General features: G+C 54.0%; 22 protein-coding genes. 7 read left to right on the forward strand and 15 right to left on the reverse strand.

Annotation, left to right across the window (positions count from 1 at the left end; genetic code table 11):
• The first annotated feature begins 112 nt into the window (after positions 1 to 112).
• The gene (locus QZJ86_RS16130) at positions 113 to 601 is read left to right on the forward strand and encodes a glutathione peroxidase (RefSeq protein WP_301671497.1); all 489 of its coding nucleotides are present in this window, start codon (positions 113 to 115) and stop codon (positions 599 to 601) included.
• 3 nt (positions 602 to 604) lie between these two features.
• Here the strand turns inward: QZJ86_RS16130 and QZJ86_RS16135 are convergent, their stop codons facing one another.
• From QZJ86_RS16135 to QZJ86_RS16155, 5 genes are all read right to left on the reverse strand, one after another.
• Positions 605 to 1,789: a flagella assembly protein FlgT middle domain-containing protein gene (locus tag QZJ86_RS16135; protein ID WP_301671498.1), complete on the reverse strand. Its 1,185-nt coding sequence runs from the start codon at positions 1,787 to 1,789 to the stop codon at positions 605 to 607.
• On the reverse strand, positions 1,779 to 2,465 hold the full coding sequence (locus tag QZJ86_RS16140) for a hypothetical protein (protein WP_301671499.1): 687 nt from the start codon (positions 2,463 to 2,465) through the stop codon (positions 1,779 to 1,781). The genes QZJ86_RS16135 and QZJ86_RS16140 overlap by 11 nt, the downstream gene beginning before the upstream one ends.
• 81 nt (positions 2,466 to 2,546) lie before the next feature.
• Positions 2,547 to 2,888 carry a ribosome silencing factor gene (gene rsfS / locus QZJ86_RS16145; protein WP_301671500.1) on the reverse strand — a complete coding sequence of 114 codons (342 nt, stop codon included), beginning with the start codon at positions 2,886 to 2,888 and terminating at the stop codon, positions 2,547 to 2,549.
• The gene (gene nadD, locus QZJ86_RS16150) at positions 2,889 to 3,533 is read right to left on the reverse strand and encodes a nicotinate-nucleotide adenylyltransferase (protein WP_301671501.1); all 645 of its coding nucleotides are present in this window, start codon (positions 3,531 to 3,533) and stop codon (positions 2,889 to 2,891) included. It abuts the gene before it with no gap.
• Complete coding sequence (locus QZJ86_RS16155) at positions 3,533 to 4,771, reverse strand: glutamate-5-semialdehyde dehydrogenase (RefSeq protein WP_301939008.1); 1,239 nt, start codon at positions 4,769 to 4,771, stop codon at positions 3,533 to 3,535. Before QZJ86_RS16155 ends, nadD begins: the two co-directional genes overlap by 1 nt.
• 33 nt (positions 4,772 to 4,804) lie before the next feature.
• Between QZJ86_RS16155 and QZJ86_RS16160 the strand changes: the two genes are divergently transcribed.
• The 6 genes from QZJ86_RS16160 (at position 4,805) to QZJ86_RS16185 (ending at position 8,948) form a co-directional block, all read left to right on the forward strand.
• A complete protein-coding gene (locus tag QZJ86_RS16160; protein WP_301671502.1) occupies positions 4,805 to 5,002 on the forward strand; it encodes a hypothetical protein in 198 nt (65 codons plus the stop codon).
• A gap of 127 nt (positions 5,003 to 5,129) precedes the next feature.
• Positions 5,130 to 5,282 carry a hypothetical protein gene (locus QZJ86_RS16165; protein WP_301671503.1) on the forward strand — a complete coding sequence of 51 codons (153 nt, stop codon included), beginning with the start codon at positions 5,130 to 5,132 and terminating at the stop codon, positions 5,280 to 5,282.
• 9 nt (positions 5,283 to 5,291) lie between these two features.
• Positions 5,292 to 5,816 carry a cupredoxin domain-containing protein gene (locus QZJ86_RS16170; protein ID WP_301671504.1) on the forward strand — a complete coding sequence of 175 codons (525 nt, stop codon included), beginning with the start codon at positions 5,292 to 5,294 and terminating at the stop codon, positions 5,814 to 5,816.
• On the forward strand, positions 5,809 to 7,428 hold the full coding sequence (locus tag QZJ86_RS16175; RefSeq protein WP_301671505.1) for a b(o/a)3-type cytochrome-c oxidase subunit 1: 1,620 nt from the start codon (positions 5,809 to 5,811) through the stop codon (positions 7,426 to 7,428). Before QZJ86_RS16170 ends, QZJ86_RS16175 begins: the two co-directional genes overlap by 8 nt.
• A 2-nt stretch (positions 7,429 to 7,430) precedes the next feature.
• Positions 7,431 to 8,078 carry a c-type cytochrome gene (locus QZJ86_RS16180; protein WP_301671506.1) on the forward strand — a complete coding sequence of 216 codons (648 nt, stop codon included), beginning with the start codon at positions 7,431 to 7,433 and terminating at the stop codon, positions 8,076 to 8,078.
• 78 nt (positions 8,079 to 8,156) lie between these two features.
• On the forward strand, positions 8,157 to 8,948 hold the full coding sequence (locus QZJ86_RS16185) for an elongation factor-1 alpha (protein ID WP_301671507.1): 792 nt from the start codon (positions 8,157 to 8,159) through the stop codon (positions 8,946 to 8,948).
• Between the two features lie 25 nt (positions 8,949 to 8,973).
• Here the strand turns inward: QZJ86_RS16185 and QZJ86_RS16190 are convergent, their stop codons facing one another.
• From QZJ86_RS16190 to rsxB, 10 genes are all read right to left on the reverse strand, one after another.
• Positions 8,974 to 9,903 (reverse strand): HDOD domain-containing protein, encoded by a 930-nt coding sequence (locus tag QZJ86_RS16190; RefSeq protein WP_301671508.1) that lies wholly within the window; start codon positions 9,901 to 9,903, stop codon positions 8,974 to 8,976.
• Between the two features lie 13 nt (positions 9,904 to 9,916).
• Positions 9,917 to 11,224 (reverse strand): sigma-54 interaction domain-containing protein, encoded by a 1,308-nt coding sequence (locus QZJ86_RS16195; protein WP_301671509.1) that lies wholly within the window; start codon positions 11,222 to 11,224, stop codon positions 9,917 to 9,919.
• 353 nt (positions 11,225 to 11,577) lie between these two features.
• On the reverse strand, positions 11,578 to 12,042 hold the full coding sequence (gene bfr, locus QZJ86_RS16200; protein WP_301671511.1) for a bacterioferritin: 465 nt from the start codon (positions 12,040 to 12,042) through the stop codon (positions 11,578 to 11,580).
• A 1-nt stretch (position 12,043) separates the two neighbouring features.
• Positions 12,044 to 12,265 (reverse strand): (2Fe-2S)-binding protein, encoded by a 222-nt coding sequence (locus tag QZJ86_RS16205; RefSeq protein WP_301671512.1) that lies wholly within the window; start codon positions 12,263 to 12,265, stop codon positions 12,044 to 12,046.
• Between the two features lie 3 nt (positions 12,266 to 12,268).
• Positions 12,269 to 12,532, reverse strand: coding sequence for an RnfH family protein (locus QZJ86_RS16210; RefSeq protein ID WP_301671513.1), 264 nt, complete (start codon positions 12,530 to 12,532; stop codon positions 12,269 to 12,271).
• A gap of 3 nt (positions 12,533 to 12,535) precedes the next feature.
• Positions 12,536 to 13,246: an electron transport complex subunit E gene (locus tag QZJ86_RS16215; RefSeq protein ID WP_301671514.1), complete on the reverse strand. Its 711-nt coding sequence runs from the start codon at positions 13,244 to 13,246 to the stop codon at positions 12,536 to 12,538.
• A gap of 382 nt (positions 13,247 to 13,628) precedes the next feature.
• Entirely contained in the window at positions 13,629 to 14,369 is a 741-nt protein-coding gene (gene rsxG / locus QZJ86_RS16220; RefSeq protein ID WP_301671515.1) for an electron transport complex subunit RsxG, read from the reverse strand.
• Between the two features lie 8 nt (positions 14,370 to 14,377).
• The gene (locus QZJ86_RS16225; RefSeq protein WP_301671516.1) at positions 14,378 to 15,439 is read right to left on the reverse strand and encodes an RnfABCDGE type electron transport complex subunit D; all 1,062 of its coding nucleotides are present in this window, start codon (positions 15,437 to 15,439) and stop codon (positions 14,378 to 14,380) included.
• Complete coding sequence (rsxC, locus tag QZJ86_RS16230) at positions 15,436 to 16,944, reverse strand: electron transport complex subunit RsxC (protein ID WP_301671517.1); 1,509 nt, start codon at positions 16,942 to 16,944, stop codon at positions 15,436 to 15,438. Before rsxC ends, QZJ86_RS16225 begins: the two co-directional genes overlap by 4 nt.
• A gap of 11 nt (positions 16,945 to 16,955) precedes the next feature.
• On the reverse strand, positions 16,956 to 17,489 hold the full coding sequence (rsxB, locus tag QZJ86_RS16235; protein ID WP_036273722.1) for an electron transport complex subunit RsxB: 534 nt from the start codon (positions 17,487 to 17,489) through the stop codon (positions 16,956 to 16,958).
• Between the last annotated feature and the right edge of the window lie 10 nt (positions 17,490 to 17,499).

Genomic DNA, 17,499 nt, shown 5'->3' on the forward strand with positions numbered 1-17,499 from the left:
GTTTTGGTAAGACTCCGGCCGGCAAGACCGAAAGTTGAAGGTCGCGAGCGATATATCTTGGATAGCTTCGATTGACTTCCCAATATCACCCTATAACCGGATTTTCACCTGTATGAACTCTATTTACCAATTCTCAGCCAACAGTATTGCCGGCGAAACGGTCGCATTGGAAAATTATCGTGGCAAAGTGCTGTTAATCGTTAACACTGCCAGTCAATGCGGATTTACCCCGCAGTACCGGGAATTGGAAGCCTTGTATCAAACGTATAAGAGCCGAGGCTTGGAAATACTGGGGTTTCCCTGTAATCAGTTCGGCAGCCAGGAACCCGGTGACAGCCAAACCATTGCCGAGTTTTGCGAACTGAATTTCAGCGTGAGCTTTCCCATGTTTGAAAAAATCGAGGTGAACGGCAAGCATGCTCACCCGCTTTTCAACTATCTGAAAGCCGCCGCGCCTGGTTTGTTAGGCAGCCAGAGTATCAAATGGAATTTCAACAAATTTCTGGTGGGCCGGGATGGCAAGGTCTACAAGCGCTACGCGCCGATAGTATCGCCGTCGGCGATCAGCAGGGGCATAGAACGCTTGCTGAAAAACGACTAGCGTTCAGGGGGTAGGAAAACTTTTGGCCCAATCGCCAGGCCGCACTATGCCAACGTGCGCACTCGAATCAAGGCTGCCGGCCGCCGAGGTCGCGCTAACATCAGTAATCGTCAAAATGCCCACGGGCTCGCCCAAACCTGCTCCCGCCTGCCCGCCGACGCCAGCGGAATATACCATCAATTTGTCACCCATCTTGATCTTGTCTTGGGCGCCGGCGGCAATCACGACGCGATTGCTGCTGGCCTGAACCACCCGCACCGCGAACGGATAGCAACCGAACAGCCGGTGAATGTCCTCGCTGGCTTGCTGAATAATTTCGCCGATTTTATGGCCGGCCGGCGTCGCGTTAAATCGGTCGCTGCCCACGGTATAACCGGTCGGCAAGGTGACGTCGCCGATGATCGAATCGGTATAGCGATGCTGAAATAGCAAAGCTCCGCTAAAACCGTCGTGAACAAAGACATCGATACCAATGCTACGCCGAGCGATATAATCCCGCGCCATCGATTTCAACTCGGCCAATATACCGCTGCCGCGCACATATTCGGCAGACTCCACCCGAAAATCCCGGATCACTCCCGATAGCACGAATTGGGCATTATGCATGCTGGCGATGCGCAGCAACGCGGCGTTTCCAGGGCCGTCTTCCGGCTGTATCTCCGGTGCCATGTCCGGCCGTCTGTACAATATGGTATTGGTCAGGTTACGCCCGATAAAATCCCCGGTTTCCATCAAGCGGTTGTTGATTTCTCTAGGAATCCCGCTGAACAGATCCTGACTTTCGGTGCCACTGACCTGCTCGGTATTCATGATCGGAAAACCGGTGGCGACGATTTTTTTGCGATACGGCGAGGCGCAACGTTGTTTGTCCGACAGCACCGCCAATACCTGTACATGATAGAGGTTAGCATCCTGCCATTCATCGACGACTTTAATGTCGCTGATCAGCATCGCCGCAGCATTGTTGCGCTTGAGTTGTAATGAAGCATTGTTGACTGCGTCGTCAATGGCTGCCCGGCGGACGTCTTCGATACCGCCTTGAGCTAACGGGGCCGCACCTTGAACGCTAACTTGTTGGCCCGACACCGAGGCATCGACGTCACCGCTGCGCCTATTGCCGTTGCCAGGATGACTACAGCCCACCAGCAACACGACCAATATTCCAAACAGAACACCTTTAAAGCACATTCAAAAACCCATTGATCAATAGATGATTGAATATTAAACGTACCGCCGTGTTGGCGGTCCATTCCACGTCATACATGCCAAGGTCCAGCAACACATCGTTAACGACATGGGGCTGCTTGGAAAAACCTTGCACGTAAAATTGGTCGCTGCAATCGCGAGAACCGCAGGCCAAGTTAGCGGACGTCACCGTCGCCGGCTTATATCCCAGCCGAGTGAATGCCAACTTATTGTCTTCCTGCAAACATTGCCCCACCACCGCAGTATCGCCGGCCATGCATCGATAAAAACGCGGGCTTAAATGTAATTCCAGCGTGGTTTTCAGGCTGTCCTTGACCGCACGATAATCGGTAGCACGGGCCTCGCGCAGGTAAGTATCCAAATAAACCCGGTAGATCTCGTTGCGCATCACCTGCGTGCCAACGGTGGCTTGATTACCCAGGGGTTCTCGGTAGAGCAAATCCGCCAAGTCCCGATAGGCATCGAGCTTAGCGGCCTGTTGCGCCTGTAGCCAACGCTGATTGACGGCCAGATTGCCGCTGTCGTCGAAACGACTGTAACCGCTGGCGCGCAAAGTTTTACCGGCCGGGTAGGTCTCAGCGCTGTTACCGCCAACTGCGGCACACCCGCTTAAAATCAACAATAAAGCCGATAGGCACAAATAGTTAAACGCGTTCATCGCTCCTCCTCCCAGTTGCCTAAGTCATCGACTGGTTGCGGTTTTTCTTGAGGAAGAATCTACAATTCAAACCATCGCCAATCAGCCGTGGGTCTTGTCGCCAGCCACCGACCAAAGTTTTTCCAGCTGATAAAGCTCCCGCGCCTGACCGGTCATCACATGCAAAATCACGTCGCCCAAATCCAACAAAATCCAGTCGCAACTTTGATCACCCTCCAAGCCCAAAGGCTGATGACCATGCTCCTTGGCTTTCTCAACGACATAATCGCAAAGCGACTTGGCATGACGCGAGGAAGTACCGGTCGCGATGACCATGTAGTCGGTGATGCTGGTTTTGCCGCGCACATCGATAGTCTTAATGTTTTGGCCTTTGCGTTCGTCGAGTTCGGTCTCGACTAATTTCAGTAATGCTTCGGTTTGCATTCAATTTCCTGTGTAATGAATAGGTGCTTGATAAAGTTGATACCGACGAATCAAAGCGATGACAGAGTCGGGCAATAAAAATTGTGGGTTGTGGCCAACCGCCAGCAGTTGCCTGATCTCGGTTGCCGAGATCGCTAACGCGGTGACTTCCTGGAAATATAAATAACCGGCAGCTTGACGGCGCAATTGCTCGCCAGTGCGAGCGCAACGTTGTTGTAAAAATTCCGGCAATGCTTGACCGGAAAAGCCCGGCCGGGTCATCACCACGACATGCGCATAATCGAACAAATGCTGCCATTGGTACCAGCCTGCCAAGCCGGCGAAGGCATCGGCGCCGATAAATAGCAATAAGGACACTTCCCTGCCCAACTCTTCGCGCAAGGATTGCAACGTTTCCACCATGTAAGACGGCCCTGCCCTATCCAATTCGCGGCGGTCCACGCTAAACCCTGGTGTATCGGCGACAGCCGCTTCCAGCATTTGCAAGCGGATTTCGGCGGGCACCTCCGGTTCGTCGCGATGCGGTGGCAAGCGGCAAGGAATCAAACGCAGCTGCTCCAGCTCAAACAGCTCCTTAACTTCCAAGGCGGTACGCAAATGGCCGTAATGAACCGGATTGAAGGTGCCGCCGTAAATACCGATCATTATTGGCGAATATGGCCATCGCCCAACACGATGAATTTCAATGAGGTCAAACCATGCAAACCAACCGGCCCGCGGGCGTGCAGCTTGTCGGTGCTGATGCCGATTTCCGCGCCCAGGCCGTATTCAAAGCCATCGGCAAAACGGGTGGAAGCATTGACCATCACCGAGCTGGAATCCACCTCGCGCAGGAAGCGCCGCGCCAAGCTGTAATCCTCGGTGACAATGGCTTCGGTATGCGCCGAGCTGTACTGATTGATATGGACAATCGCCTCGTCCATATCGGCGACGATCTTGATAGCCAAGATCGGCGCCAGATATTCGGTATGCCAGTCTTCTTCGGTCGCCCGCACCGCATTCGGAATCAACGAGCAGGTTTTCAGACAACCGCGCAGTTCCACGCCTTTTGCGGCATATTGCTCCGCCAATATCGGCAGCACCTTCGCGGCGATACTTTCCGCCACCAACAAGGTTTCCATCGCGTTGCAAACACCGTAACGGTGGGTCTTGGCATTCATCGCGATCGCCACCGCCTTGTCCAGGTCGGCCTTGCCGTCGATATAGACATGACAGATGCCGTCCAGATGCTTGATCACCGGAATCGTCGCTTCGGCACTGATGCGCTCGATCAAGCTCTTGCCGCCGCGCGGCACTATCACATCGACGAACTCTTTCATCGTGATCAGCTTACCGACCGCCGCCCTGTCGGTGGTTTCCACCACCTGCACCGCCTGTTGCGGCAAGCCGGCCTTGGCCAGGCCCTTGGCAATACAGGCGGCAATCGCCCGATTGGAATGGATAGACTCCGATCCGCCGCGCAGGATGCAGGCATTGCCGGCCTTCAGACACAGCGCAGCCGCATCGACAGTGACATTAGGCCGCGATTCGTAAATGATGCCGATCACGCCCAAAGGCACCCGCATCTGACCAACTTGGATGCCGCTGGGTCGGTAGCTGAGATTGCTGATTTCGCCGACCGGATCGGGCAAAGCCGCCACTTGTTTCAGACCTTCGATCATCGCCTCGATGCGGGCCGGCGTCAGTTCCAAGCGGTCCAGTGATGCCGAATCCATGCCGCTATCCTGGCCGGCCTGTAAATCCTTACGGTTTTCGACGGCCAATTCCGTACTACCAGCGGCAATGGCTTCGGCAATTTTCAATAAGGCGTCGTTTTTCCGACCACTGTCGGCTTTGCTGATTTCCCGGCCGGCCTGTCTGGCCTGTTGGCCGAGCTGCTGCATATAGGTGTTGATGTCCACGGCTTTGACTACCCGATGATCTGGAAAAACCGGGCATTATACCCTCAGAATCCATGCCTTGCCGGATTTAGACCTGCCGATAAGCCCCTTCAAGTACTTAAAAATGTTGCCGGTTTTGCTGGTTTCCTGGTTCGCCAAGCAATGTTAGAAAACCTTAATAAAAACATCTCACAAGCCCATAAAAACATTCAACTATTACTTTGGATAACTTAAATCTTAGGGTTATGATTGCGCTCAGCAATGAAATGGCCACAGTTATGACCAAGAGTGACACAGCCAGCACCGTTCATGCCGATTATCACCAACCCAATACCAATAACAACATGTAGGAAGGCAGGATATGAACAATCTCAGCGAAGAAGAACGCAAAAAAATTCTGGAGAGCTCGCCGGTCGGCACCTGGGCATTGATGCTGATCGTCGGCGGGGGCATGGTAATCGCCTGGCTGCTGATGTACTACGGGGTGTTTTTGCCCCGCGGCCATATCGGTTAGGAGGCTGCCATGCATATCGATCGATTGGAAAAAAAATGGGCCGGCATTTCCCTGGGAATTGCCGGCCTTTTTGTTGTCGTCATCCTGGCTTCCGCCTTGTTTCACGGCATTCATGCGCCCAGTAACGTGGAGACCATAGACTCGGCTCGCCTGCATTTGTCGCAGGAATTTGCCGAAGACAATCTCGGCCCCCAACGCAATCCCGACGGCAGCGTCACGGTGCGCATGGTGGCAGGCCGCTACGGCTTTTATCCCAAAATCCTGACCTTGCCCTCGGATACTCATATCACCTTTCGCTGGGTCAGCCTGGACGTGATTCACGGCGTACACATTCCGATGACCAATATGAGTACGATGATCGTGCCCGGTTACGTAGCGCAGGTCAAAACCGAACTGCACCATATCGGCGACTATCCACTGCTATGCAACGAATATTGCGGCATGGGCCATGCGCATATGTGGACCAATATCAAGGTCGTCAACAAAACGCAGTGGGAAGCGCTCAATAACAACGGGGGAGCGAATCATGGATAACGCAGTCGAGAAAAAATTGGCGCTAACCCATCTATGGGTCGCATTCGGCGCTTTCGCGCTGGCCTCGGTGATGGGTTTGTATCAGGTCATCGAACGTAGCGGCTTTTTCGGTTTCCTGGAATCGCGCGAGGTCTATTACGCCTCGGTCAGTACCCATGGGGTGTTGATGGGCTTCGTGCTGACCTTCTTCTTTATCATGGGTTTTGGCTATTACGTCGCCACCAGCAGCTTAAAGCTGCCGGTGTGGAATAAAACCTTCGCCTGGACCGGCTTCGGCGTGGCGCTGACCGGCGTGGTATTGGCGGCGTTACCGTTGCTGATCGGCCGGGCATCGGTACTGTATACCTTCTATCCGCCGCTGATGGCGCATCCGATTTTTTATATCGGCGCCACCTTGCTGGTAGTGGGCTCCTGGTTCTGGTGCGTGTCGATGATCGTCATGTACCTGCAATGGAAGAAGGCCAACCCCGGCTTGCCGGTGCCGCTGGCGATGTTCGCGACCACCGCCAACGCTATCTTGTGGCTGTGGACCAGCGTTGGCGTCGCGGTGGAAGTCCTGTTTCAATTGATTCCTTGGGCCTTGGGCTGGATAGACACGATTGATGCCGGCTTGGCGCGCACGCTGTTTGCCTGGACCTTGCATCCCATCGTCTATTTCTGGCTGATCCCGACCTATACCGCTTTTTACACCCTGGTGCCGAAACAGGCCGGCGGCTTTGTGTTCAGTGACGAAATGGCCCGGGCCGCGTTCATCCTGCTGGTGGTATTCAGCCTGCCGATCGGTTTTCATCATCTGTACATGGACCCTGAACAAGGCCACGGCTGGAAACTGCTACATGCGGTCGGCACCTTCGTCGTAACCCTGCCAACCTTCATCACCGGCTTTACCGTGATCGCTTCGTTGGAAATCGCCGGCCGCTTGAACGGCGGCAAGGGCCTGTTCGGCTGGATCGCGGCGCTGCCCTGGACCAATCCGATGGTGCTGGCGATCATTCTGGGCCTGTTGATGCTGATCTTCGGCGGCTTCGGCGGCCTGATCAATGCCAGCTACGCGATGAACGCTATGGTTCATAACACCGCTTGGGTGTCCGGCCATTTTCATCTGATCTTCGGCGGCACCACCATCATCATGTATTTCGGCATCGCCTATTACTTCTGGCCGGTGTTGACCGGCAAGCCGCTGCATTGTCCATCGATGGCGATCACCCAGTTGTGGACCTGGTTCGTCGGCATGATCTTCCTGACCACGCCCTGGCATGTCCTGGGTTTGCTGGGCCAACCGCGCCGGATCGATAGCGTCAATTACAACAACCTGCTGACTCTGTCCTGGGAGCCCTACGAAGCGACGATGATATTCGGCGGCGCGATCCTGATCTACTCTTCCGGATTGCTGATTTACAACCTCTACAAAACCCAGGTTGGCAACGAAAGCTACCAAGGCGAGGTCGAATATGCCGAACCGATTCATCCGGTCAAGGATTTGCCCAACTATTTGAACAGCTTTAGTCTGTGGAACATCGTCATCGCCGTATTCATGTTGATTGCCTTCGGTTACCCGATCCTGCAATTCTTCTTGATGGAAACCTTTGGCTCATGCAGATGGGGGGTCTGATCATGAAAAATATCATTCTAAGCGCAGCTTTGTTACTGCCAAGCGTCGTGTTCGGCCAACCGTCTTCCCAAGTGGCCTGGAGCGCCGATCAACTGGATTTCGTCAAAACAGGTAATCCGCAGAAAGGCCAGGAACTGGCCAAAACTTGCGCCGCCTGCCATGGCGACAAAGGCATCAGCGTTTCGCCTACTTATCCGTCCCTGGCTGGGCAATTGCCGACTTACCTCTACAAGCAGTTGCAGGACTACGCCAACGGCGATCGCCAGGATCCGATGATGGGCAGTATCGCAAAGGGATTTAGCAAACAGGACAATGCGGATTTGGCCGCCTGGTTCGGTTCGCAAGCACCTGCTTTTCAATCCCGTAGCCCGATGGTTTACGAGCAGGCGGAAAATCTGGTCAAAAACGGCAATAACGAACGGGTGTTACCGCCCTGCGAAGTCTGCCATGGCAGTTCGGGCAAAGGACAAGAAATGGATATGCCGGCCTTGTCGGGTCAAAATGCGGCCTATACCTCGGCCAGCTTGAAAGCCTTTAAAAGCGGCGCGCGCCGTAACGACATCTACAGCCGGATGCGCTTGATCGCCGAAAGCCTGACCGATCAGGAAATCGAAGAATTGGGTTTTTATTATCAAAACATCAGAAATTGAGGCTCTGTGACGATAGCCGGCGGGCAGCTCACCGTCCCGCCGAGCTGAGCTTTTTTTGTTTAAGCCATTGGATTGATTATGTCGAGCGATTGCAACATACCTGCTAAATATGCCTACAAGGGCGCTAATCTGATCAGTTTCGGGACTTCGATCAAGTTGCTGTTTACCGGTTATCTGGTCACTATCGCCGCCGGCTATTTGATGGCATTGATCCAAATCCTGTTCACCCACGGCATGGCCGACGGTAAATTCGGCTTATCTCTGGACGACGTGGTGTACAGTTATTATGGCGACCGCTCGGGATCGGTATTGGAATCGAAATTAAACGGCTCGATGAAATTCAACGCGCCGGAACAGGAACGCTTCAAAATCGTGCAATGGGTGCGCGACGGCGCTTCGGAAGCGGAATATCGAAGCAATATTAAACCGGTGATCGATCGGAATTGCGTGACCTGCCACAACGCCGGCGCCAGCCCGTTACCGGATTTCTCCAAGTTCGAAAACCTGAAAAAAGTCTCCGAATCCAGTGAGGGCGCGACGTTTCAGTCCCTGACCCGCTTATCACATATCCATTTGTTCGGCATCAGCTTTATATTCATGTTCGTCGGCATCATCTTCAGTTTCAGCACCGACGTGCCGTGCAAATACAAATATCCGGCCATCGTGATGCCCTATCTGTTTTTGCTGATCGACATTGCCTCCTGGTGGCTGACCAAGCTCAATCCGCACTTTGCCTGGCTGGTGATCATCGCCGGCGCCGGCCTGGGCGTATCCTTCGCCTTTATGTGGACCGTTTCAATGTATCAAATGTGGATACTGGGCGGCATTCTGAAACAATCCGACCGCCGCAATGCGGTATTGCGCGACTAGCGCAGCCTGGAATGCCCCCCGATCGCTAATCGGTCAGTTGTTCGGCCATTGCTTGAATTTTCACCAAGTCGTCGTTCTGGCTATCGAGAATCTCCAGACAAACGGCTTCATCCAAACCCAGCAATTCCGGCACTTCGCCGGGACAAAGCTGATTAACCGCGTCACCGACGCCTAATCGGCCCAACAAACAATCGCTATAAAAGGTCAGCAGATTGAGTTGGTGATTTTCGCCCCGATAACAGGGGTTGTGGTGGTGATAGACAATATCGGTAATGGTGCGCGGCATCGACCAGACATTCATCAGCCAAGTACCGATTTCGGCATGATTCAGTCCGAAAGCAAAGGTCTCCAGATTAAATATGGCCAGGCTGGGATTGGCTATTATCAATTCGCTTAAATAGTTAAATTCATCCGGGAAACGATGCCCCAACAACGGAAAACCGATGTTGTGCATCAGACCGGCTAAAAACAAAGCCTGCGGTTCGGGTCGAACGGCCTCCGGCATCGCCGCGGCCAGTTGCGCCATCAGTCTGGTGCTGGCCAAGGCATGAGTCCAGAACATCCGGGTACCAATCTGGCCTTCCTTCGGTGATTTAAGGGGCGCCAATACTGCCAAGCCCAGTGCCAAATCCAGCACAAAATCGAAACCTAATACTCGGGTAATCGCATCGTGTACCGTGGTGATATGTCCGCGATAACCGTAAAGCGCCGAGCTGGCCCACCTGATGATTTGCGCCGTCAACAAAGGATCGAGTTCGATAATTTCCGCCAACTTACCTGCATCGGCGTGAGGATCGGCGATCAGATTCAATATGCGTAGCGCACTGCCCGGCAGGGGCGGCAAGGCTTTGATTTGGGCGATAGTCTCGCGCATGTCGCGCGGCGGCATAAAACCGTTGCGTTGCCGGCTGCCAATGTTGTCGAGCGTCCAGTTTACCAAATTGGATTCCATCATCTTTGTACGCCGCCTAGCTCAGATTGAGCCGATTAAGTTTTCGGTAAAGCGTTCTTTCGCTGATATTCATTTCCGCGGCGATTAATTTGCGATTACCTTGATATTTGCTAATCAGGCTGCTAATAAATTCCGCCTCGAATTGCGCCAGACTACTAATAGCGGGATGCGGCGTTTCATTCGCTAGGCTGGTATCGGCGGCTTGTGTCCACCCTTGGCGCTGCATGAAATGAATATCAGCTTCCTGAATATTTTTATCCTTGCACAATCCCGCGGCGAGTTGCAGACAATTTCTCAGCTCGCGGATATTGCCAGGCCAGGCATACTGGATCAGTTTGATTAAAGCCTCCTGCGTAATCTCATAAGAACAAGCCGCGCTGTCACCGAGTTGGCTGAGAAAATGGTCGATCAACAGCGGCAAATCCTGCCGGCGCTGCCGTAATGGCGGTACCTCGACCGGAAACACCGACAGCCGGTAAAACAAGTCTTCACGAAAATGGCCAGACTTGACCATATCAGCCAAATTCCGATGCGTGGCGCAGAGCACCCTGACTTTCGCCTTTTGCATCGTCGTCCCGCCTACGCGCCGGAACTGGCCGTTCTCCAGGGCTCGCAGCAGTTTCGGCTGTTGCGAAAGCGGCAAATCGCCAATCTCGTCAAAAAACAAGGTGCCGTTATCCGCCAACTCAAACAAGCCTTTTTTAGCCGATGTCGCACCGGTAAATGCACCTTTTTCATGGCCAAATAATTCGCTTTCGAACAGTTCTTCGCCCAGGATGGTGCAATCGACAATCACAAAATTGCCACTCTCCCGCTTCGAATGCCTATGCACAAACTCGGCGGCAAGTTCTTTACCAGTCCCGGTCTCGCCCAGCAACATCACCGGCGCTTGGGTTTCCGCTGCCTGCTGCAAGCGGTTTTTAAATTCGCTAAATGTTGCCGACTTACCCACCATACCCGGCCCATCGTCGGCAACCACCGACCTGTTCGACACAGTGACCACCTCGCCTAGATATAAGGTGGCATCTGCATCCAACAATGGAAAACCGCGCACATTCAGCAAGCGCTGGGCATTGACCACTGTGGTGTCGGCAACGACGCCTGCGTAGGCTTCGAGGGTTTGAAACAGTCGCCGATGACGGCAATCGCTGTTGTCGCTGCAGCAAGCTTGGCCGATTCGGCTTTGCCTGGTCGCGCCAAATCCCATTTCCCAGGCACGATTCACCGCAACGACGCGCAAATTGGCGTCGATAATGACCAACGGCAGGTCATGAGTTTCCAGCAATGATTCCAGCGTAAAGGCACTCTGCGGCATAAATTCCATTCAACATTTTTCCGAATTTGAAATATGTACTGACAATCGCAATTGCGCTACTCGCACTAAGCGCTGTCATTCATTCAAAGGCCATTTTAACCAGAAACAGCCCATTACCAAGATTCTATGCGTTTGGCTCCCAGCTTATAAGTTGAGCATAACGCATTCATCATAATAACTCGCTGAAAAAAGCAGAAATTTAGCCGCGGGGCGCATATTCGCCTTTGGACTTTGTCGATCGAGGAACAGCCAGGCAAGACTAAATCGCTCCCGAAGCGGGATGTTGGCTTGTTGGACAGATTAAACAAAAAAGGCCAAGCAGGCGTGCCTCGCCTGCTTGGCCGATATGACTATTGGCGCCTTTACATCTGCGATTGCAGATAATTCTGAATGCCGATTTTTTCGATCAATTCCAGTTGGGTTTCCAACCAGTCGATATGTTCTTCTTCGCTCTCCAGAATATGCTCCAGCACTTCCCTGGATATATAGTCGTTGACACTTTCGCAATAGGCAATAGCCTCCTTCAACAACGGCAAGGCCAGATGTTCCAATCTAAGGTCGCACTCCAACATCTCCTTGGGATTCTCACCTATCATCAGCCGTCCCAAGCTTTGCAGATTGGGCAGGCCTTCCAGAAACAAAATCCGCTCGATCAGGCGATCGGCGTGTTTCATCTCGTCTATCGACTCGTGATATTCCTTTTCGTTAAGCTTCTGAAAACCCCAGTTCTTATACATACGGGCATGCAGAAAGTATTGGTTGATCGCAGTTAATTCGTTTTCCAGCGCTTTGTTTAAATATTCGATAACTTTTTTATCGCCTTGCATGTCAATTCTCCTGGGATTTGGGGGTTAGCTGCGCATCGTTGGCGGCCTGTAATAGCCGACATGCATTTTTTTGATTCAATATCCGGACGATATCGCGGTTGCACTTGCCGCAATCACCACCAACGCCGAAACACTGAAATAACTGTTTGCGTGAGCATAACCCGCTTTCGATAGCCGCATCAAGCTGACTATCGGTGACCGCTTTGCAGACGCAAACATACATGGCTTAGGCCACCCGCCGCCGTTCCACCTGAGCCGGATCGGCGGTAATTTTACGATAGATCTCGACTCTATCGCCTTCCTTGACCACCGCATCCAGTTTAGCCAATTTACCGAAAACCCCCACTTTTTGGGTTTCCAGATCGATCTCAGGATACTGCTTCAATACGCCGGACAACTCGATAGCCTCGGCGATGGTACTGCCCTCCGGGACCTCCAACCGCAACCAGATTTGCCGATCGGCCTGCGCATAACATACACCCACATTCATAGCTTACGCTCCTTCTTCCACGATAACCGCATCAACCATAATAGGCTGGGCCGTTTTGACGGCGGCTTTTCGATCAAACAGGCGTTTCAAGGCCACCATGAACCCCAGCATGATAAATCCGCCCGGCGGCAGCGCCATCAACAAGAAGCCTTTGTATTCCGGAATCAGCGTCGTCTCCAAAAACCGAAAACTCTCGCCCAACAGCACAGAAGCATTGGCGAATAGAGTACCCGCCGAACTGATCTCCCGCATCGCCCCCAACACCACCATCGCGGCAGTAAAACCCACGCCCATCATCAGCCCGTCCCACATCGACGGCATCACCGGCTGCTTGGAGGCAAACGCTTCGGCCCGACCCAAAATCACGCAATTGGTGACGATCAGCGGAATAAATAGGCCCAGCACCTTATGCAGTTCATGCATCCAGGCATTCAGAAAAATGTCCACCAAGGTGACCAGCGCGGCAATTAGCAACACGAAGATCGGGATGCGAATTTCCGACGGAATCAGATGCCGGCTTACCGAAACAGCACCGTTGGACGCCACCATCACCACCATGGTCGCCAAACCCATGCCCAAGCCGTTAGTCGCCGTGCCTGTGACAGCCAGCAGCGGACACAAGGCCAGGTTCTGCGTCAGCACCACATTGTTGTCCCACAGGCCATCGCGGGCGATTTTTCTATATTGCTCTGAAAACAGAATCGAAAGATTCATGATGGTTTCTCCAAAAAACTCAGCAAACTTGGTATCGAGCGAGGTTTTGCACCCCGTATGCCGCGCCGAGCACCGTAGCATTTATCGAGAACAGCCCGAAGGGGCGCCGCAAGGAAGCGGCGCGTCGGCGGAGGGGCTGGGAAGCCCCTCCGCCGACCCTCGATAAACGCTACGGAGCGCAGGATCGAAGCGGCATCCGGGCCGCCTTTTCTTTGGGTACTTTCTTTTGGCGGAGCACAAATTCGTTTGGAACGAATTTGAACAGCCAAAAGGCTGGCCCGCGAGGGCGAAAACCATGGATGGTTTTCGTAGCAAAAGTATCTCGCCTTCGGATGCGAACACCCGATTCAACTAAGTCCGTCGCGACAGCGACACATAAATATTATTGGCGAGGACTCAGCAACTCCGCCTGATGCAGTTTATAAAACTCCAATCCCCGCTTGATCGCCTGCACCACTTTACGCGGCGTGATCGTTGCCCCACTAAACTGATCGAACACCCCGCCGTCTTTTTTTACCGCCCATTGTTCGACAGTCAGGTTGTCCAAGGATTTGCCGTTAAATGACAACACCCATTTTGATTTGGTCACTTCGATCTTGTCGCCCAAGCCCGGCGTTTCAACGTGAGCGATCACCCGCACGCCCAGGATTTCGCCCTTGCTGTCGATACCCATCACCAGACTGATCGGCCCGGCGTACCCGTCCGGCGCGACAAATTTAAAACAAACCGCATTGACCACGCCTTGTTTCTTGGCCAAATACACTTCGGTTTGCTCGGCGCCCAGATTGGCGTCGGCAGAAGGTAACAGCACACTATCTTCCAATAATGGGTTGTCATAAAGCTCCGCCGGCACCACCTGTTCCAGATTGGCTTGCAAGTCTTCCTGCAAGCGCTGCTGTATCACGCCACGCGTGGCCAGATCGGCAACGCCCAGCAAAATTGCCGCCAATAACGCAAAACCGCCCAGTATGCCGGCCTGAAACTGCAATTGCGGTCTAAGCTGCTCCAGATGCGCCGGCTCCAGCCAAACTGCCAATTTTTGCTTGATGCTGCTTAAGGTACGTAAGGCATATTCAAGCGCTTCATTGGCCTTGGGCGTTTGTTTAGCGGGTTCGGAATTCATGGCCGTTCTCAGGGATTGGAAATATCGAGCGGCTTGCCGTTACGGTAGCGGCCGTAAATTCTGGGACGAATGTAATGATCAATCAGCGGCGTCACCGCGTTCAACAACAAGATCGCAAAGCCGGTGCCTTCCGGGTAACCGCCCCAGGAACGAATCACGAAAATCAGCAAACCGCAGCCGACACCGAAAATCACCTGCCCCAACGGCGTATTCGGCGAGGTGACATAATCGGTGACGATAAAAAATGCCACCAACATCACTGCCCCTGAGTTCAAATGCACCCAAGGGCTCAGATAATGCTTGCTATCCCACAGGTGAAAAATGCTGGATAACAAAAAAATAGTCGCCAGCAATGCCAGCGGACCGTGCCACTTGATGACGCCTTGGCGCATCAGCCAGATGCCGCCGCCCAGCAGCAGTAGCGACGAGGTTTCGCCCAGACTGCCGCGCTCCCAGCCGATGAAGGCCAAAAAGCCGGAATAATCGCTGAGAATGCCGGGCAACAGATGATTTTGCGAGAACTCAGTTTTCACCAAGCCCAGGGTAGTCGCGCCGGTCACCGCATCGGTATTGTCCAAACCGCCGAAGGTAATCGCCAAACTGTCTATCACACCAGGCCCCGTCAACAGCGGCGAAACATTGGCCCAAGTCGTCATCTCGATCGGAAAGGAGATCAGCAAGGCCACACGCGCCAGCATTGCCGGATTGAATAAGTTTTGCCCCAGGCCTCCGTAGACGTGCTTACCCAGGATAATGGCAATCGCCGAGCCAACCACGCCTATCCACCAAGGCGCCCAAGGCGGCAAAGTCATCGCCACCAATAAGCCGGTGACGATCGCCGAACCGTCGCGCAAATAAGGCATAGCGGGCACGCCTTTCAATTTCAGGCAAAAGCCTTCGAAAGCCATGGCTGACAGCACGGTCACCGCCAGCAAATACAGGGCCGGCCAACCGAACAACAATACACCCAGCGCCGTCGCCGGCGCCAAGGCGATAATCACCAGACGCATGATTTGATCGACGCGGCGGGTGGCTGCGACGTGGGGTCCGCTAATCGGTTTACTGCTCATGCGGTCTCCTCGGCTTTTGCTTGTTGCGCTTGTTGAGCCTGCTGCGCGGCCAGACGAGCCGCCCGTGCTTCCTGGGCGCGCAAAGCTTCCGCCTCGGCTTCCAGACGAATCCGTTCCATCCGATTATTGCGGTCTTCGATCAGGCGCTTGGTTTGATCGGACTTATGCTCGGCCTGCTGGCGCTTGACCAACTCGCCGGACGCGAATTTGAAATAATGCACCAAAGGAATATTCGACGGACAGACATAGGAACAGCTGCCGCAACTGATGCAATCTTTCAAGCCCAGATCCACCGCGGAATCGAGTTGATTGGCCTTGATCCGGCTAGCCATTTCCAAGGGCAGCAGCCCCACCGGGCAAGCCGTCACACAACTTGAACAACGGATGCAGGGCTGTACTGGAGGTTCGTCGATATCGGCGTGCGATAAGGCCAGGATGCCGTTGCAGGCTTTCACCACCGGCACTTCGGCAATCGGTAAGGCGTCACCCATCATCGGTCCGCCCATCACCAAGCGCGCCATCTTCGATTTTTCCAGACCGCAATAGGCCAGCACTTCCGACATCAAAGTGCCGATAGGTACTTCCACGTTTCTGGGTTTGGCGACAGCGGCGCCGGAGACGGTGACCACCCGGCTGATCAAGGGCCGACCCAAGCATATCGCTTGATAGACCGCAAAAGCTGTGGCGACGTTATGCACCACCACGCCGATGTCGGTGGCACGGCCATCGGCCGGAATTTCTTGCCCGGTCAAATAGCGCAGCATTTGCCGATCCCAACCCATCGGGTAGCGAGTCGGCACTTGGGCGACCACGATATTCGGAAAATCCCGGCTAGCCGCCTGCATCGCTTGAAAGGCTTCGGGCTTGTTGTCCTCGATGCCGACCATGGCTTTCGGCGCATCCATGCCGCGCAGCATCAAGCGTATGCCACCGACGATTTCCCCGGCGCGCTCCTGCATCAAACGGTCGTCGCAAGTCAGATAGGGTTCGCATTCCCCTGCGTTGATCAATAGCGTATGTATCTTGTTTTTGCGGCCCAGACTCAGTTTGACGGCCGACGGAAATACCGCGCCGCCCAGACCGACGACGCCGGCCGCGCCGACCCGCTCGCAAATTTCCTCGGGATCGAGTTGAAACGGATCGTCCGGGATGGTCAGTTCGGCCCATTGCTCTTTGCCATCGCTCTCGATCACCACGGTACGAATCGGCAATGCCGACGGATGTGGCGCCGGAAAATCCTTCACATCGGCAATAATGCCCGATGTTGGTGCATGAACAGGCGCCGAAATGGTGCCTTGGCTATAAGCAAGCAATTGACCCTTCAATACTTTCTCGCCAACTTTAACTACCGGCTCGGCCGGTTTACCGACATGCTGTTGCACCGGAATATAGAGTTTCTTGGGTAACGGGAAATCGGTGACGATGCCATGCGGCGAGGTTTCGGATTTGTGTTCCTCGGCGTGGATGCCGCCGCGCAAGCGGGGATTTTCGAATAAAGCGAACATAGGCGTCTCCGTCAGGCGGCCAGCGGTTTAGGCCAACGCCAGTTACGCAAGGTGACTTCAACCGGGTGCATTTGCAGACATTCGGTCGGGCAAACTTCGACGCATTTTTTGCAGCCGATGCAGGCATCCGCCACCACGGCATGGATCTGTTTTGGTGCACCGACGATCGCGTCGGTCGGACAAACCTTGAAACAGCGGGTGCAACCGGTGCAGGTTTCCTCGCTGACGCGAGCCACCATCGCTTCTTGATCCTGGGTTTGGCTTAAATCGACATCGACCCCTAATAATTTGGCCAGTTGCTCGACCAGCGAAGTACCGCCGGGCGGGCATAAGGTCACCGGCGCGGCGCCGGAAACCACCGCTTCCGCGGCCGGCCGGCAGCCCGGAAAGCCGCACTGGCCGCATTGCGAGCCGGGCATCAAGGCCTCGACTGTTTCGATCAAGGGATCTGACTCCACTTTCAGATACTTGGCGGCTATACCCAAAGCCACACCTAGCAGTAGTCCTAGCGATGTCAAAATAACAATGGCAGATAAAACGTACATGATGTGCCTC

Source organism: Methylomonas montana (genome assembly GCF_030490285.1).
Taxonomy (GTDB): Bacteria; Pseudomonadota; Gammaproteobacteria; order Methylococcales; family Methylomonadaceae; genus Methylomonas; species Methylomonas montana.

What these genes read in the sequence shown, in the direction of transcription:
- QZJ86_RS16130 (WP_301671497.1), top strand. Translation starts at nt 113, where the DNA reads ATGAACTCTATTTACCAATTCTCAGCCAACAGTATTGCCGGCGAAACG.
- QZJ86_RS16135 (WP_301671498.1), bottom strand. Translation starts at nt 1,789, where the DNA reads ATGTGCTTTAAAGGTGTTCTGTTTGGAATATTGGTCGTGTTGCTGGTG.
- QZJ86_RS16140 (WP_301671499.1), bottom strand. Translation starts at nt 2,465, where the DNA reads ATGAACGCGTTTAACTATTTGTGCCTATCGGCTTTATTGTTGATTTTA.
- rsfS (WP_301671500.1), bottom strand. Translation starts at nt 2,888, where the DNA reads ATGCAAACCGAAGCATTACTGAAATTAGTCGAGACCGAACTCGACGAA.
- nadD (WP_301671501.1), bottom strand. Translation starts at nt 3,533, where the DNA reads ATGATCGGTATTTACGGCGGCACCTTCAATCCGGTTCATTACGGCCAT.
- QZJ86_RS16155 (WP_301939008.1), bottom strand. Translation starts at nt 4,771, where the DNA reads ATGCAGCAGCTCGGCCAACAGGCCAGACAGGCCGGCCGGGAAATCAGC.
- QZJ86_RS16160 (WP_301671502.1), top strand. Translation starts at nt 4,805, where the DNA reads ATGATCTGGAAAAACCGGGCATTATACCCTCAGAATCCATGCCTTGCC.
- QZJ86_RS16165 (WP_301671503.1), top strand. Translation starts at nt 5,130, where the DNA reads ATGAACAATCTCAGCGAAGAAGAACGCAAAAAAATTCTGGAGAGCTCG.
- QZJ86_RS16170 (WP_301671504.1), top strand. Translation starts at nt 5,292, where the DNA reads ATGCATATCGATCGATTGGAAAAAAAATGGGCCGGCATTTCCCTGGGA.
- QZJ86_RS16175 (WP_301671505.1), top strand. Translation starts at nt 5,809, where the DNA reads ATGGATAACGCAGTCGAGAAAAAATTGGCGCTAACCCATCTATGGGTC.
- QZJ86_RS16180 (WP_301671506.1), top strand. Translation starts at nt 7,431, where the DNA reads ATGAAAAATATCATTCTAAGCGCAGCTTTGTTACTGCCAAGCGTCGTG.
- QZJ86_RS16185 (WP_301671507.1), top strand. Translation starts at nt 8,157, where the DNA reads ATGTCGAGCGATTGCAACATACCTGCTAAATATGCCTACAAGGGCGCT.
- QZJ86_RS16190 (WP_301671508.1), bottom strand. Translation starts at nt 9,903, where the DNA reads ATGATGGAATCCAATTTGGTAAACTGGACGCTCGACAACATTGGCAGC.
- QZJ86_RS16195 (WP_301671509.1), bottom strand. Translation starts at nt 11,224, where the DNA reads ATGGAATTTATGCCGCAGAGTGCCTTTACGCTGGAATCATTGCTGGAA.
- bfr (WP_301671511.1), bottom strand. Translation starts at nt 12,042, where the DNA reads ATGCAAGGCGATAAAAAAGTTATCGAATATTTAAACAAAGCGCTGGAA.
- QZJ86_RS16205 (WP_301671512.1), bottom strand. Translation starts at nt 12,265, where the DNA reads ATGTATGTTTGCGTCTGCAAAGCGGTCACCGATAGTCAGCTTGATGCG.
- QZJ86_RS16210 (WP_301671513.1), bottom strand. Translation starts at nt 12,532, where the DNA reads ATGAATGTGGGTGTATGTTATGCGCAGGCCGATCGGCAAATCTGGTTG.
- QZJ86_RS16215 (WP_301671514.1), bottom strand. Translation starts at nt 13,246, where the DNA reads ATGAATCTTTCGATTCTGTTTTCAGAGCAATATAGAAAAATCGCCCGC.
- rsxG (WP_301671515.1), bottom strand. Translation starts at nt 14,369, where the DNA reads ATGAATTCCGAACCCGCTAAACAAACGCCCAAGGCCAATGAAGCGCTT.
- QZJ86_RS16225 (WP_301671516.1), bottom strand. Translation starts at nt 15,439, where the DNA reads ATGAGCAGTAAACCGATTAGCGGACCCCACGTCGCAGCCACCCGCCGC.
- rsxC (WP_301671517.1), bottom strand. Translation starts at nt 16,944, where the DNA reads ATGTTCGCTTTATTCGAAAATCCCCGCTTGCGCGGCGGCATCCACGCC.
- rsxB (WP_036273722.1), bottom strand. Translation starts at nt 17,489, where the DNA reads ATGTACGTTTTATCTGCCATTGTTATTTTGACATCGCTAGGACTACTG.